This window comes from Pseudomonas sp. MWU318, from assembly GCF_016756945.1.
In the GTDB taxonomy this organism is placed as follows: Bacteria; Pseudomonadota; Gammaproteobacteria; order Pseudomonadales; family Pseudomonadaceae; genus Aquipseudomonas; species Aquipseudomonas putida_A.
This window is the reverse complement of the sequence record NZ_JAESJL010000004.1, coordinates 452,034-467,487: the sequence shown is the minus strand read 5'-3', so window position 1 is coordinate 467,487 and position 15,454 is coordinate 452,034. Positions and strand designations below refer to the sequence as shown.

Here is a 15,454-nt window from a genome sequence, read left to right as displayed (position 1 = left end):
GCACCCTTTCACACACTGAATCACTCTGAACCCTCCCTCATCCCCGGTTGTCGACTAGGCTCTAAGCACTGCTTGATTGGCCTTGTGACGTCTTGTCGAATTTTTTGCCCGCGGGGGCGGGTGCTGCACCATTTCCTGTCACTCGTCGACTTTTCAAACAGAACCCTGGAGCCTGCCCACTGATTTGAGAGGTGCCCCATGAGTCTGCTGCTCGAACCCTTTATCCTTCGCCAACTGACCCTGCCCAACCGCATCGCCGTGTCGCCGATGTGCCAGTATTCCAGCGTCGACGGTCTGGCCAACGACTGGCATCTGGTGCACCTGGGCAGCCGTGCGGTGGGCGGTGCCGGCCTGATTTTCACCGAGGCCACGGCGGTCACCGCCGACGGGCGGATCACCGCCGAAGACCTCGGTTTGTGGAACGACGAACAGATCGAACCGCTGCAACGCATCACCCGTTTCATTACGGCTCAGGGCGCGGTTGCTGGCATTCAACTGGCCCACGCCGGGCGCAAGGCCAGCACCCATCGGCCATGGATCGGCAAACACGGTAGCGTCAAACCGGAGGATGGCGGCTGGATCCCGGTCGGGCCGTCGCCGATTGCTTTCGACCCGCAACACACGCAACCCAAGCAGCTCGATGAAGCTCAGATCGCCGAAGTCATCCAGGCGTTCGTTGCTGCGGCCAAACGTGCGTTGACCGCAGGTTTCAGCGTGGTCGAAGTGCATGCCGCCCACGGTTATCTGCTGCATCAGTTTCTGTCGCCATTGAGCAATCAGCGCCGCGATCAATACGGTGGTTCGTTCGAAAATCGTATTCGGCTGGTGTTGCAAGTCACCGAGGCCGTGCGCGAGGTCTGGCCTCAAGAGTTGCCGGTGTTTGTCCGGGTGTCGGCCACCGACTGGGTCGAAGACGGCTGGAACCCGGATGAAACCGTGGAGCTGGCGCGCCGCCTCAAGGCACTGGGAGCGGACCTGATCGACGTCTCCTCCGGTGGTACCGCCGCCAACGCCGAGATTCCGGTGGGGCCGGGTTATCAGACGCGCTTCGCCGAACGGGTGCGCAAGGAGTCGGGCATCGCCACCGGCACCGTCGGCATGATTACCGAGCCAGCGCAGGCTGAGCACATTCTGCGCACCTGTCAGGCCGACATCATCTTCCTCGCCCGTGAACTGCTGCGGGATCCGTACTGGCCGCTGCATGCCGACGATGATCTGGGCGGGCGCAAAGCGGTGTGGCCGGCGCAGTATCAGCGCGCGACCCATCGTGATCAGCCGATCCACGAGTCTGACCTGCGCGATTGATTTCAAGCCGGCGCAACGTCTATAAAACCCGCCATTGAACCGGCGGGTTTTTTCTTGCCTGCCATTTGCCAAGGAAGTCGAGCATGTTGATCGAACGAGAACTGACCGAACACGACTTGCCGTTGCTGGCGCAGATCGACCGTAGCGAGCTGGTGGAGGAATGTTATCGGCTGGAAAACGGTGAGCTGATTCTGTACCCGGTACATTTCAACATGCGTGGCTGGCCGGAAGGGGAAGCAGAGGAAAACGCGCTGGCGCTGGAGAAGTGCTTGCGGCGCGGTGGCTGGTTGTACGGGGTTTTCGATGGGCTGGCACTGGTCGCGGCGGTGGTTGTGGATAACCGGGTTATTCACAATCAGGGGTTGAGCATGCGCCAGTTGAAGTTTCTGCACATCAGCCGTGATTACCGCGGGCAAGGGCTGGGGGCGAAGTTGTTTGCGCTGGCCTGTGAGCAGGGATGGCGCTTCGGTGCCCAGGCGTTGTATGTCTCAGCCACCGAATCGCGCAATACCGTGGAGTTTTATCAGCGTCAGGGTTGCCGGTTGGTTGATCAGGCAGATCCTGAACTGTTTGCCCTGGAACCCTGCGATATCCATTTGCACTGTCCTCTCGGCTGACAACATTCCCTGTAGGAGCTGCCGAAGGCTGCGATCTTTTGACTTTCACGGGGCATGAACAAGATCAAAAGATCGCAGCCTTCGGCAGCTCCTACAGGGATTCGTTTTGCTCAAAACCAATGTAGAGGCCCATGCAGGCGCCTCACATCATCAAGGATACTTGCGCTTGTCCGGCGCCGGCGGGAAGTACTGGTACAGCCAGGTCTCGCTCAATGTGCGGTCATTGGTGCGGATGAACAGGCGCAGTTCCACCGGGTCGACGCTGTCGCTGGTCGGGTACCAGTCGAACAGGATCCGGTAACCCTTGATGTCATCGAGCACCAGCACGCTGAAGTCCTGGACCTTGCCATTGGAGCAAGTGACCACCGGTTCGATCCCGGTGCCCTGCGGCAGGCGATCCAGGCCACCACCGGTGAAGTCCACGGCGAAGCGACGGGCCCAGACCGGCGGGTAATGCTCGCCCGGTGCCCAGCCTTCGACGAAGCCACCCATGCCCGAACGGGTCGCATGCACCCGCGCCAGCGGCGTGCCGACCGGTGGCAGGGCGCTCCAGTAGAGCTTGTAGCCATAGTTCAGCGAGTCGCCGGCGGCCACTGGCTTCTTCGGCGTCCAGAACGCGACGATGTTATCGAGCGTTTCGCCGGTGGTAGGAATTTCCAGCAGATCGATGGAGCCTTCGCCCCACGCGGTTGTAGGCTCGACCCACAGGCTCGGGCGTTTGCTGTACCAGTCAACGGTGTCCTGATAGTTGGCGAATTCGTGGTCGGTCTGCACCAGACCGAAGCCCTTCGGATCGGTGTCGGCGAACGCGTTGAACTGCAGGGTCGCCGGGTTGTTCAGCGGACGGCAGATCCACTCGCCGTTGCCGCGCCACATCGCCAGGCGATCGGAGTCGTGAATCTGCGGGTGGATGGTGTCGCACATGCGGCGTTCGTGGGTGCCGCAGCTGAACATGCTGGTCATCGGTGCGATGCCCAGTTGTTCGATGGCGGTACGCGCGTTGATGTGGGCGTCGATCTCCATCACCACGCGCTCGGCCTGGCAATCGATGTCGAAGCGGTAGGCACCGGTGGCGCTCGGCGAGTCGAGCAGCGCATAGACCACAAAACGCGTGGCGTTCTGATCCGGGGTCTCGAACCAGAATTTAGTGAAGTCCGGGAATTCTTCGCGCTTTTTCGCGTAGGTGTCGACGGCCAGGCCGCGAGCGGAGAGGCCATATTGGCCAGTCGCATCCACTGCGCGGAAATAACTGGCGCCGAGGAACGACACCACGTCATGCCGATCCAGCTCCGGCGCCTTGAACAGCTTGAAACCGGCAAAGCCCAGGTCACCCTTGAGCTGCTGGGTATCGACCGAGGTGTTTTCGTAGTTGAACAGCGTCGGGCGGAAATGCACTTCGCGGGCGGTGCGGGTCTTGGGGTCGACGCTGTACATGCGCACCGGTTGACGGAAACCCATACCGACGTGGAAGAACTGCACGTCCAGCTGACCCTTGTTTTCTTTCCACAACGAATGATCGCCGTCGTAGCGGATCGCGTTGAAATTTTGCGGGGTCATGGTCGCCAGCGTTGGCGGCAGCACCTGTTTGCTGTCCTGATAAGCCGAGCCGGCCAGTTGCTTGGCCTGGCGCTTGAGCGCTTCGAAGTCGAAGGCCTGCGCTTCACCATCGGCAGCGCCACCATTGGCGGCCCAGGCACGGGCGGCCAGCAGGCCGGAAGCCGAGAGACCGGTGTAAGCCGCAATGGCCATCGACGCTTTGAGCAAATTCCTGCGGTGCATAAATACAACCTGTCGTGAGCAATCCCGCGCCGTTCCTGGCACGTGCTGGATCAGAAATTACGGTTCGGACAAGCCTTCGGCCAAACGCAACGGACTATAAACAGATGCCGGCTAGCTTAAACGGTTCGCTCGCCGAGCAAAATTCGTTGATTCACAGTGACAGAGTGTCAATGAAACAAGACATGTCGGTTAAAAATCTGACAGGGCGTTCTGATTTATGCGGCATATCTGCTTTTTTCGACTAATTACTCTAAAAACCGCTTTTCAGCACCGATTTAATTTCTATTCTATGGGCATGACCGGTGTTGACCGGTAGGGCACACGGCGCTGCTGTAAGGGGCAGGGCGATGTGGTGGTTTAGCAATTCTTTGAAGTATTGAAGGACATCGTCCATGGCAAAAATACAAGGTATCGCCGAAATGCTCGGCATCTTCCCCTGCCTCGGCAGCGGCCGTAGAAGGCGTCGTTTGAGTTCTGAAGAGCTGAAGCTGGTGGAGCGTTATCGCGAGTTGTCGGAGAGTGACCGGATAGCGATGCGCTATCTGGTGGATGCGATGCGCAGTGTTTCGCGGTTTTGAGTGGAAATAAAAAGGGGCGGACTGAAAGGTCCGCCCCTTTTTATTTGGATCAGCTACACGTTCCCAGGACTGGATACGGCCGCTGGCCGCGCATCAACTCCGGCACATCCCGCCATTTGACCCACGCCTGCTGTTGCCAGTGCAGCAGCGGTACGGTAACGCCTGCCCAATGCATTGAGCTCAAGCTCGGGTGGTTTTCCACAGGGCTTGATTGAGTTTCGCGCAGCATCGGGATGACTTCATGGCTCAGCCATTGGCGCAGGTGTCGGTTTTCCGGGACGAAGTGATGAACGAGCAGTGCGAACAGGCCGGATTCGCTGACCATCGCGCAATCGATAATTTCGCCATCCCGACGCAGGAGGACATGGCGGCGCTGATCGGGATTGAGTTTCAGGGTGAGGCGTTCGTTTAGCGGGTAGCCTATCAGGCGACCGAGATCCTGAACACAGAACCAGGCTTCGTGTTCCTGCATGAATGCGTGGAGGAAGCGGTTGTGGCGGGTGAAGGCGGTGGGGGTGAAGTGGGTCGACGATGAATTTTGGATTTGCGCAGACATGTAGTGACTTCCGATTTGAGTAGGAAAGTCGTCATCAACTCTTCGACAAGTTGGGTGGCGAACCGTGTGGCGTTCGAAGTCGGGATACTTCCAGTCAAACACGGAAAAGCCAGAAGGCCCGCGCCACACGGCCCGCCATAAAGCAGAACTGAAGTTGTGAAAAAGCCACAGTTCAATGGAGGGCATGCAAGCACCGTTTTGACAGTTTCCGGCTTCGACCCCGGGTCGCTGAATTAGCAGCGACGGGATGAAGCCTATCGGTCAGGCGCTTGCGGCGACAAGTCTACCCTTTCGCCGCACATCGTAGGAAATGGGGCTTTTTCAGGAAGGCTGTGTCTGTAGGAAATGCCTGTTTTTGCAGCTTACGCTGCTAAACCATCCCTGCACCGAAGATTTTCCTTTATGAGTTAGCAATCGGGAAAAGGGAGAAGCAATTCTGTGAGCAAAGATGAAGCGAAAGGTAAAAAGAGAAAGGTGATCGATCTGGATCGCTTCGAAGCTGTTAGAGGTAAAGCCGATATCAAATGGCGTACTGATGAATTGATGGCAGTGCTTCGAGGAGACCCCGGAATCAAATCTCGATTCCGGGGTGATTCTTCTTAGCGACTCACCTTCCAAGCATCCCCAGCCGGCGCCTTGCCATGGTCATACGGCTTGCCAATCCACATATAAACCAACCCCAGTCCAATCACGATCGCCGTGCTCAACACCATCGCATAGTTCACATACCAAGCCGCCTCCGGTGTACGTGGCCAGGCCATGTTGATGATTGCGCCGACGCCATACACCAGAGCGCCGATGTTCACTGGCCAGCCCCACGCGCCGAGGGTGAATTTGCCGCTGGGTTTCCAGCCTTTGCTGCGGGCGTAGAGGGCGGCCAGCACGATCATCTGGAACGCGAGGTAGATGCCGATGGCGGCGAAGCTGACGATGGTGGCCACGGCGTCTTGCAGGAAGAAGCCGAGGGCGATGATCAGGGCGGGCAGGACGCCGGACACGAACAGCGCAGCAACGGGCACCTGAGTGGTAGGAGAAATCTTTTTCAGCAGTCGGCTGCCGATGACCATTTCGTCGCGAGCGTAGGAATACAGCAGACGACTCGCCGCAGCCTGCAGGCTGATGACGCAGGAGATGAAGGAAATCATCACCACGCCCATCACCACTTTCGAGCCGATCGGGCCGAAGGCGTTGTTGAGGATGGTGGTGACCGGGTCCTTGTCGGTGCCGTTGATCACCGCTTGCATGTCCGGCACGGCGAGGATCAGCGCCAGGCAGGCGAACATCGCCGCGACGCCGCCGATGTAGATGGTCATGCGCATGGCCACCGGGATTTTTGCGCTGGGGTTCGGTGTTTCTTCGGCGACGTCGCCGCAAGCCTCGAAGCCGTAGTAGAGGAACATCCCGGCCAGTGACGCGGTGAGGAACGCCGGCAGGTATGAGCCATCGACGCTGATGTCGAAAGTGTTGAACAGCACACTCAGCGGTTGGTGGCGCTCGAAGATCAGCAGGTACACGCCGACGATCACCGCGCCGACCAGTTCGCAGAGGAAACCGAACATGGCAATGCGCGCCAGCACTTTGGTGCCGCTCAGATTGACCAGCGTGGCGAACAACGTCAGCACCAGCGCGATGACGATGTTGGTGTTGTTGCTAGGTTCAAACCCGAGCATCGCCGCCAGATACGGGCCGGCACCGACAGCCACCGCAGCAATGGTCACGCACAGGGCGATGGAGTAGATCCAGCCGACCATCCACGCCCATTTCTTGCCGACCAGACGCCGCGCCCAAGGATAAACGCCACCGGAAATCGGGAACTGCGAAACCACTTCGCCGAAGATCAGGCACACCAGCAACTGGCCGCAACCGACCAGCAGATAGGCCCAGAACATCGGTGGCCCACCCGCGGCGAGGCACAGGCCGAACAGGGTATAAACCCCCACGACCGGTGACAGATAGGTGAAGCCTAGTGCGAAATTTTCCCACAGGCTCATGCTGCGGTTGAAGTTCGAGGTGTAGCCGAGTTTGCGCAGTTGTTCGGCATCGCTGTCGGCAACGGCGGCCGAGAGTTCGGGTGAGGTACTCATGAGTGTTTGCTCCGTGAAATCGGCAGATTTCGGATGGCCGAGGCCGTGGCGGGGCTTTGTGGGCACCGCCCGGGTCGGTAGTTATTGTTTTGGTTTCGGTGAAGCCTGGTGGTGAATCGCCGACATCATCCGTGTGTCGCGGAAAAAGATCGCAGCCTGCGGCAGCTCCTACGGGGTACGGCGTTCATCCTGTAGGAGCTGCCGCAGGCTGCGATCTTTTTGCTGTTAATGCTTGAACATCACATGCCGAACCGTGGTGTAGTCCTCCAGCCCGTACATGGACATGTCCTTGCCGTAGCCGGACAATTTCTGACCGCCATGGGGCATTTCGCTGACGAGCATGAAGTGCGTGTTGACCCAGGTGCAGCCGTACTGCAACCGTGCGGACAAGCGATGCGCGCGTCCGACATCCGCCGTCCATACCGAGGAGGCGAGGCCGTAGTCCGAATCGTTGGCCCACTCCAGCGCCTGCGCTTCATCGGTGAACTTGGTCACCGACACCACCGGCCCGAACACTTCGCGGCGGACGATCTCGTCATCCTGTTGCGCGTCGGCCAGCACCGTCGGCTCGAAGAAGAAACCGTCGCCTTCCACAGCCTTGCCACCGGTGATCAAGCGAATGTGCGACTGTGCCACGGCGCGTTCGACGAAAGCAGCGACGCGGTCGCGATGCTGCGCGGTTATCAGCGGCCCCAGCTCGGTCGACGGATTATCCTGCAAGCCGTACTTGATGCTGCTCACCGCCGCGCCGAGCTTCTCGACAAACTTGTCGTAAATGCCTTGCTGCGCATAGATCCGGCACGCGGCAGTGCAGTCCTGTCCGGCGTTGTAGAAACCGAAGGTGCGGATGCCTTCGACGGCGGCATCGATGTCGGCGTCGTCGAAGATGATCACCGGCGCCTTGCCACCCAGTTCCATGTGCATGCGTTTGACGCTGTCGGCGGTGCTGGAAATGATGTTCGAGCCAGTGGCGATGGAGCCAGTCAGCGAGACCATGCGCACTTTAGGATGCGTAACCAACGGGCTGCCGACGGTAGGACCGCGACCAAACACCAGATTGAGTACACCGGCCGGGAAGATTTCCGACGCCAGTTCGGCCAGACGCAACGCGGTCAGCGGGGTTTGTTCCGACGGCTTGAGCACCACGGTATTACCGGCAGCGAGGGCCGGGGCGATTTTCCAGGCGACCATCATCAACGGGTAGTTCCACGGCGCGATGGACGCGATCACGCCCACTGGGTCGCGGCGGATCATCGAAGTATGGCCGGGCAGGTATTCGCCACCGGCCGAACCGCTCATGCAACGGCTGGCGCCGGCAAAAAAACGGAACACGTCGGCAATCGCCGGGATCTCGTCGTTCAGCGCGGCGCTGTAGGGTTTGCCGCAGTTATCGGATTCGAGTTTGGCCAGTTCCTCGCCGTGGGCTTCGATGGCGTCGGCGAGTTTGAGCAGCAGCAGCGAACGGTCTTTCGGCGTGGTTTGCGACCACTCGGCGAACGCATTGTCGGCGGCGCGCACGGCGGCGTCGACCTGGGCCTCGCTGGCTTCATTGATTTCCACCAGTACGCTGCCGAGTGCCGGGTTGAGCACCGGTTGCGCCGGGCCTTCGCCGTTGACCAGGTGGCCGTTGATCAAGAGTCTGGTTTGCATGGTTTTGTCCTCACTAACACTTTTATTGTTCTGTCGAAACCGGATCCCGTGTAGGAGCTGCCGCAGGCTGCGATCTTTTGATCCTGATCTCCAAAGCAACATCAAAAGATCGCAGCCTGCGGCAGCTCCTACAGGGGGATTTATTTCCCGCCACTGCCGGCGACGCTCTCGCCACCCCGAGTCAGGTAGTACGCGTCAAGGATCGGCAACATGGTCACCATCATCACCAGCATGGCGACGACGTTGGTCACCGGCACATCCCGTGGCCGGCTCAGTTGATTGAGCAGCCATAACGGCAACGTGCGCTCATGCCCGGCGGTAAACGTGGTGACGATGATTTCGTCGAACGACAGCGCAAAGGCGAGCATGCCGCCAGCCAACAGCGCCGAGCCAAGGTTCGGCAGGATGATGTAGCGAAAGGTCTGCCAGCCGTCGGCACCGAGATCCATCGAGGCCTCGATCAGGCTGTGCGAGGTGCGGCGCAGGCGGGCGATGACGTTGTTGTAGACGATCACCACGCAGAAGGTCGCGTGGCCGACGATGATGGTGAACATCCCCGGCTCGATCCCCAGCGTCTTGAACGTTGCCAGCAGCGCGATCCCGGTGATGATCCCCGGCAGCGCGATCGGCAAAATCAGCATCAGCGAAATGCCCTGTTTGCCGAAGAAGTCGCGACGATACAACGCTGCCGAAGCCAGCGTGCCGAGCACCATCGCGATCAAGGTGGCGATGGCGGCAATCTGCAGCGAGAGCTTGATCGCCTCCAGCACATCCGGCCGCGAAAACGCCACGCTGAACCAGTGCAGGGTGAAACCCTTCGGCGGAAAGCTGAACGCGGCTTCCTCGGTGTTGAAGGCGTAAAGGAAGATGATCAGGATCGGGAAGTGCAGAAACACCAACCCGCCCCAGGCGGCGATACGCAGGCCCAGTGAAGCGCGCTCAGAGTGCATCGAAGGCCCCCAGTCGTTTGACGATGGACAGGTAAACCGCGATCAACACAATCGGCACCAACGTGAACGCTGCGGCCATCGGCATGTTGCCGATCGCACCTTGCTGCGCGTAGACCATGCTGCCGACGAAGTAACCCGGCGGCCCGACCAATTGCGGCACGATGAAGTCGCCCAACGTCAGCGAAAACGTGAATATCGAGCCGGCAGCAATTCCCGGAATCGACAGTGGCAGAATCACCTGCATGAAGGTCTGACGCGGCTTGGCGCCGAGGTCGGCGGAAGCCTGCAACAGCGATGGCGGCAAGCGCTCCAGCGAGGCCTGAATCGGCAGGATCATGAACGGCAGCCAGATGTAGACGAACACCATGAACCGCCCCAGATGCGAGGTCGACAAGGTACTGCCGCCCACCCCGGGAATCCCCAGAATGAACTGCAACACCGGCTCCAGCCCCAGGTGCTGGACGAACCATTGCGCGACGCCGCCCTTGGCCAGCAGCAACGTCCAGGCGTAGGCCTTGACGATGTAACTGGCCCACATCGGCATCATCACCGCGATGTAGAAAAACGCCTTTGTCTTGCCCGTGGTGTAGCGCGCCATGTAATAGGCAATCGGGAACGCGACGATGGCGCTGGCGATCGACACGACGATGGCCATGCTCAGCGTGCGCAGGATGATGTCGAAGTTGGACGGCTGAAACAGCGCGGCAAAATTCGCCAGGGTCAGGTCAGGAGTGACCGCCATGGTGAAGTCGTCGAAGGTGTAAAAACCCTGCCACAACAGCACCAGCAGCGAGCCGAGATAGATCGCGCCGAACCACAGCAACGGCGGCACCAGCAGTAGCGACAGATACAGATTCGGCTTGCGGTAGAGCAGGTTGGAAAACCGGCGCAGGGGCGGTGCTTGAGTCATCGCGAGCGTGCTCATTTCAGACCCCGCTCGCCACGGTGTCGTGCAGCGGGATCATCGCTTCCCGCGCCCAGCGTGCGCTCAGGCGCTGGCCGGTCTGGTGTTGTGCGCTGCTGTCGATCCACTGATTGTTGGCGTGACTGATGCTCAGGATCTGGCCGTTTTCCAGCGTCAGTTCATAGCGCGTGGCGCTGCCCTGATACTGGATGTCGTGGAGCAGACCACTGACTTCGATTTCATGGCTGGCGAGCGGCCCTTCGGCGAAACGCACGTGCTCGGGGCGAATCGAAAACGGCTGCGGATGGCCGCTGAGCTGGCGCGCCAGATCTCCGCGAATCACGTTCGAGGTGCCGACGAATTCGGCGACGAAGGTGGTGGTGGGTTTCATGTACAGATTGCGCGGGGTGTCGACCTGTTCGATGCGGCCCTTGTTGAATACAGCGACGCGATCGGACATCGACAGCGCCTCGGTCTGGTCGTGAGTGACGAAGATGAAAGTGATGCCGAGCTGGCGTTGCAGCTTCTTCAGTTCGCTCTGCATCTGCTCGCGCAGTTTCAGATCGAGAGCACCCAATGGCTCATCAAGCAACAGCACGCGCGGACGATTGACCAAGGCGCGGGCGAGGGCGACACGCTGGCGCTGACCGCCGGACAACTGCACCGGTTTGCGTGCGCCATAACCGCCGAGGGCGACCATGTCCAACGCCTCTTCGGCGCGCTTGTGGCGCTCGGTTTTGCTCACGCCTTTGACCTTCAAGCCATAGGCAACGTTGTCCAGCACGTTCATGTGCGGGAACAGCGCGTAATCCTGGAAGACCGTGTTCACATCACGCTGATACGGCGGCAGACCGGCGGCTTCGGCGCCGTGAATGCGGATCGAGCCGGCGCTCGGTTGTTCGAAACCGGCGATCAGGCGCAGGCAGGTGGTTTTGCCCGAGCCGGAAGGGCCGAGCATGGAAAAGAACTCGCCGTCCTGGATATCGATGGAAACCCGGTCAACGGCTTTCACTTCGCCGAACTGCCGGGAAACGTTGGTGAACTGGACTGCAAGCGTCATGGTGCGGTGCTCCGGTAAAGCGGGCTTTCAAAGAATGATCGGGTGTTGCGTCGAAAAGATCGCAGCCTGCGGCAGCTCCTACAGGAGAGCTGTGTCCATTGATGTAGGAGCTGCCGCAGGCTGCGATCTTTTGATCTTGAAAGGGCTTACCTGCCGCCCATGATCGCGATGTAGTCCTGAGTCCAGCGGCTATAAGGCACGAACTTGCCGCCCTCGGCCTGCGGGGTTTTCCAGAAGGCGATCTTGTCGAACTGGTCGAAGCCATTGGTCTTGCAGCCCTCGGCGCCGAGCAGTTCGCTCTCCTTGCACGCCGCCGGCACTGCTGGCAGGGAACCAAACCACGCCGCAACATCACCCTGGACTTTCGGCTGCAACGACCAGTCCATCCACTTGTACGCGCAGTTCGGGTGCTTGGCCTCGGCGTGCAGCATGGTGGTGTCGGCCCAACCGGTAGCGCCTTCTTTCGGGATGGTCGAAGCGATCGGCTGTTTCTCGTTGATCAGGCCGTTGACCTGATACGGCCACGCGCTCGACGCCACCACGCCTTCGTTCTTGAAGTCGCTCATCTGTACCGTGGTGTCGTGCCAGTAACGGTGAATCAATGGCTGCTGCGCGCGCAGCAGATCGAGCACAGCCTTGTACTGCGCTTCGGTCAGTTGATACGGATCCTTGATCCCCAGCTCAGGTTTGGCGGTCTTCAGGTACAGCGCCGCGTCGGCGATGTAGATCGGGCCGTCGTAGGCCTGCACGCGACCCTTGTTCGGTTTGCCATCGGGGAAATTCTGCGCGTCGAACAGGACGTTCCAGCTGGTCGGCGGCGTCTTGAACACGTTGGTGTTGTACATCAGCACGTTCGGGCCCCACTGATACGGGGTGCCGTAGGTCTGGTTGTTGACCACGTACCACGGCGCATCTTTCAGCCGTGGGTCGAGGGTTTTCCAGTTCGGGATCAATGCGGTGTTGATCGGTTGCACACGCTTGCCGACGATCAGGCGCAACGAGGCATCGCCCGAAGCGGTGACCAGATCGTAACCACCCTTGGCCATCAGGCTGACCATCTCGTCGGAGGTCGCGGCGGTCTTGACGTTGACCTTGCAGCCGGTTTCCTTCTCGAAACCGCTCACCCAGTCGTAGGCCTTGTCGCTCTCGCCACGTTCGATGTAGCCCGGCCAGGCCACGATATCCAGCTGTCCCTCGCCGGCGCCGACCGCCTTCAGCGGCTCGGCAGCTTGCAGGCTGGCGCTGGCCAGCAAGGCTGTGGTGATTGCACTGAGCAGTGCGGTCTTGTGCACGAACATGGTTGAACCCTCTTCTTTAAATTATGGTCGGGGCAGTTGTGAACGCGGTGAAGCATGCCGTTGGCGGCTTGTTATTAGCGTAGTCAGAGATGCTGGCCGTGGCGGGCCATGATGTGCCGCACCACGCTGTAGTCCTGCAGCGAATCACTGGATAAGTCTTTGCCGTATCCGGAGCGTTTCAGCCCGCCGTGGGGCATTTCGCTGACCAGCATGAAGTGGCTGTTGATCCACGTGCAGCCGTACTGCAAACGGGCGGCGACCTGCATTGCCTTGTCCAGATTCTGCGTCCACACCGACGAGGCGAGGCCGTATTCGGAGTCGTTGGCCCAGTCCACGGCTTGCGCGAGTTCGTCGAAGCGGGTCACGGTGACCACCGGGCCGAACACTTCGCGCTGGACGATTTCATCAGTCTGTTTGCAACCGGCCAGCAACGTCGGCTGGTAGAAGAACCCGGCGCCGGAATGCACCGCCGCGCCAGTCACGCGCTCGATGTGCGGCTGGCCGAGGGCGCGTTCGACAAAACTGGCCACGCGGTCGCGCTGGCGGGTGCTGATCAGCGGGCCGATCTCGTTGTCGGCATCGCGCTTGCCGGCGAAGCGCAGGCTGCTGACCGCTGCGCCGAGTTCGGCGACCAGTTTGTCGTGAATGCCTGTTTGCGCGTAGATCCGGCACGCGGCGGTGCAGTCCTGCCCGGCGTTGTAGTAACCGTAGGTGCGCACGCCGTCGACCACCGCTTGAATATCCGCGTCGTTGCAGACGATCACCGGGGCCTTGCCGCCGAGTTCCAGGTGTGTGCGTTTGAGGGTTTTCGCTGCAGCCTGGAGAATCTTCTGCCCGGTGACGATATCGCCGGTCAGCGAGACCATGCGCACCTTGGCGTGCCCGACCAGATGGCTGCCGACGCCTTCACCGCCGCCGCAGATGATGTTGATCACCCCGCGCGGCAGGATCTCGGCGAGTGCTGGCGCCAGTGCGAGGATCGACAGCGGTGTGTGTTCCGACGGCTTGAACACCAGCGTATTGCCGGCGGCGAGGGCCGGGGCGATTTTCCACGCGGCCATCATGATCGGGTAGTTCCACGGCGCAATCGACGCCACCACGCCAATCGGATCGCGGCGCACCATGCTGGTGTAGCCCGGCAGGTATTCGCCGCTGAGCTGGCCGGTCTGGCAGCGCACGGCACCGGCGAAGAAACGGAACACGTCGACGGTGGCGGTCAGATCGTCCTGCCGCGCCAGGTGCAGCGGCTTGCCGCAGTTCAGCGCTTCGAGGCGGGCGAGGTAATCGGCGTGTTTTTCGACGGCGTTGGCGATGTCCAGCAGCAGACTGGAACGTTGTTGCGGCGTGGTGCGCGACCATTCGGCAAAGGCGCGGTGGGCGGCGAGAATCGCGGTTTCGACCTGCTCGGTGCTGGCCTCGGCGATGTGGGTGAGGATTTCACCGGTGGCCGGGTTGAGGATCGGTTCGACGAAACCTTGACCGGCGACCAGTTCGCCGTCGATCAACAACGCGGTACACATCGGGGTCTGCACGCCAGCCATTTTCCGCGATCTCTTTTCTTGTGTGGTCATTGTTGCTCCCGTGCCCGGGAGCCGACCGTCTTATAGATGCAGCAAGACTAGTGCGCGGCTCCGAGGTCGACAAATTCTAAATACTGAAGGTGGCATTCGATTAAATAGATGGCTTGCGTCCGCCGTGCGGCTGCTCGCGGGCCACAGTCAAAAACGGGTCGACCAGAGCGGGGCGTGCAGTACCGCGGCGCCACGCCAGACCGACATCGAGGGTCTGGTTGAGGTCGGCAATCGGCCGCGCTTCGATGATGTCGCCCTCCAGTGACCACGGGCGGTAAGTCATATCCGGTTGAATCGATACGCCCAGACCTGCCGCTACGAGGCTTCGCACCGCTTCGGTTGAGGCCGTGCGCAGGGTGATCTTCGGTTGCAGCCCGGCGCCGCGCCACAGGCGCTGGGCATTGCGATCCATTTCGTCGACGTTAAGTTGAATCAGCGGTTCGCGAGCGACGTCGGCGAGGTTGATGCTGTCGTGTTCCAACAATGGATGCTGGGCCGGCAGCCACAGACGGTGCGGTGAGTGGGTCAGCACTTCGGTCTGCAGGGCGTGGCGGTCTTCGAGGTTGGAGAGGATCAGCACGCCGACATCGATTTCGCCGCTGACCAGCAAATGCTCGATGTACGGCCGCTCGTCCTCCATCACCCGAATCTCGACGTTGGGATAGGCGCGCTGGAACCGGGTCAGCAAATCGGCGAGGTAATAACCGGCGACCAGGCTGGTTACGCCGACGATCAACTGTCCGGCGACCTGATCGGTGCTCTGTTGCAGGCTGCGCTTGGCATTGTCCACGGTGGCCAGAATCAGGTGCGCCTGGCGCAGGAACTGGTGGCCCTGATGGGTCAGGGTCATGCCCTTGGCGTGGCGGCTGAACAGGCTGACGCCGATTTCCTCTTCCAGTTGCTGAATGGCGAGGGTCAGGGTCGATTGGGAAATAAACGCGGTTTGCGCGGCGGCGGAAATCGAGCCGGTCTCGGCCACCGCGATGAAGTGACGGATCTGACGCAGGGTCATCATGAGGAGGGTACCCGGTGGGCGGTTTTTATCGATTGGCTGGAGTGTATATCTATTTTCACGAAGGGCTTCTGCAGGCGGAGCAACATC

At 60.5% G+C, this 15,454-nt stretch carries 14 protein-coding genes; 4 read left to right on the top strand and 10 right to left on the bottom strand.

The features are described 5' to 3' along the window. Window positions 1-198: 198 nt before the first annotated feature. Window positions 199-1,305: an NADH:flavin oxidoreductase/NADH oxidase gene (locus JN524_RS13210; RefSeq protein ID WP_202369610.1), complete on the top strand. Its 1,107-nt coding sequence runs from the start codon at window positions 199-201 to the stop codon at window positions 1,303-1,305. Window positions 1,306-1,388: 83 nt separating this feature from the next. Then, window positions 1,389-1,922, top strand: coding sequence for a GNAT family N-acetyltransferase (locus tag JN524_RS13205; protein ID WP_202369609.1), 534 nt, complete (start codon window positions 1,389-1,391; stop codon window positions 1,920-1,922). Window positions 1,923-2,072: 150 nt separating this feature from the next. Here the strand turns inward: JN524_RS13205 and JN524_RS13200 are convergent, their stop codons facing one another. Continuing rightward, complete coding sequence (locus JN524_RS13200; RefSeq protein ID WP_139053775.1) at window positions 2,073-3,701, bottom strand: glucan biosynthesis protein D; 1,629 nt, start codon at window positions 3,699-3,701, stop codon at window positions 2,073-2,075. Between the two features lie 392 nt (window positions 3,702-4,093). Between JN524_RS13200 and JN524_RS13195 the strand changes: the two genes are divergently transcribed. Further along, window positions 4,094-4,279 (top strand): hypothetical protein, encoded by a 186-nt coding sequence (locus tag JN524_RS13195; protein WP_003222012.1) that lies wholly within the window; start codon window positions 4,094-4,096, stop codon window positions 4,277-4,279. Between the two features lie 49 nt (window positions 4,280-4,328). Here JN524_RS13195 and JN524_RS13190 read toward each other — a convergent pair whose 3' ends face one another. Further along, window positions 4,329-4,835, bottom strand: a complete 507-nt coding sequence (locus JN524_RS13190) for a BRO-N domain-containing protein (protein ID WP_202369622.1) — start codon at window positions 4,833-4,835, stop codon at window positions 4,329-4,331. A 438-nt stretch (window positions 4,836-5,273) separates the two neighbouring features. On the opposite strand from JN524_RS13190, the gene JN524_RS13185 reads away from it, so the two are divergent. Then, complete coding sequence (locus JN524_RS13185; protein ID WP_158242603.1) at window positions 5,274-5,438, top strand: hypothetical protein; 165 nt, start codon at window positions 5,274-5,276, stop codon at window positions 5,436-5,438. Here the strand turns inward: JN524_RS13185 and JN524_RS13180 are convergent. The 8 genes from JN524_RS13180 to JN524_RS13145 all read right to left on the bottom strand — a co-directional run bounded on the left by JN524_RS13180 (window position 5,435) and on the right by JN524_RS13145 (window position 15,367). Next, complete coding sequence (locus tag JN524_RS13180; RefSeq protein WP_202369608.1) at window positions 5,435-6,919, bottom strand: APC family permease; 1,485 nt, start codon at window positions 6,917-6,919, stop codon at window positions 5,435-5,437. The genes JN524_RS13185 and JN524_RS13180 overlap by 4 nt on opposite strands. A gap of 225 nt (window positions 6,920-7,144) precedes the next feature. Further along, window positions 7,145-8,569, bottom strand: coding sequence for a gamma-aminobutyraldehyde dehydrogenase (locus tag JN524_RS13175; protein ID WP_202369607.1), 1,425 nt, complete (start codon window positions 8,567-8,569; stop codon window positions 7,145-7,147). A gap of 140 nt (window positions 8,570-8,709) precedes the next feature. Continuing rightward, window positions 8,710-9,519 (bottom strand): ABC transporter permease, encoded by an 810-nt coding sequence (locus tag JN524_RS13170; protein ID WP_202369606.1) that lies wholly within the window; start codon window positions 9,517-9,519, stop codon window positions 8,710-8,712. Beyond that, window positions 9,509-10,444: an ABC transporter permease gene (locus tag JN524_RS13165; RefSeq protein ID WP_045122310.1), complete on the bottom strand. Its 936-nt coding sequence runs from the start codon at window positions 10,442-10,444 to the stop codon at window positions 9,509-9,511. Before JN524_RS13165 ends, JN524_RS13170 begins: the two co-directional genes overlap by 11 nt. Window position 10,445: 1 nt before the next feature. Beyond that, complete coding sequence (locus JN524_RS13160; protein WP_202369605.1) at window positions 10,446-11,483, bottom strand: ABC transporter ATP-binding protein; 1,038 nt, start codon at window positions 11,481-11,483, stop codon at window positions 10,446-10,448. 146 nt (window positions 11,484-11,629) lie between these two features. After that, window positions 11,630-12,781, bottom strand: coding sequence for a putative ABC transporter substrate-binding protein YdcS (ydcS, locus tag JN524_RS13155; RefSeq protein ID WP_096795797.1), 1,152 nt, complete (start codon window positions 12,779-12,781; stop codon window positions 11,630-11,632). Between the two features lie 83 nt (window positions 12,782-12,864). After that, window positions 12,865-14,322, bottom strand: a complete 1,458-nt coding sequence (locus JN524_RS13150; RefSeq protein ID WP_183785776.1) for a gamma-aminobutyraldehyde dehydrogenase — start codon at window positions 14,320-14,322, stop codon at window positions 12,865-12,867. A 130-nt stretch (window positions 14,323-14,452) separates the two neighbouring features. Continuing rightward, window positions 14,453-15,367 (bottom strand): LysR family transcriptional regulator, encoded by a 915-nt coding sequence (locus JN524_RS13145; protein WP_007967749.1) that lies wholly within the window; start codon window positions 15,365-15,367, stop codon window positions 14,453-14,455. Window positions 15,368-15,454 lie beyond the last annotated feature (87 nt).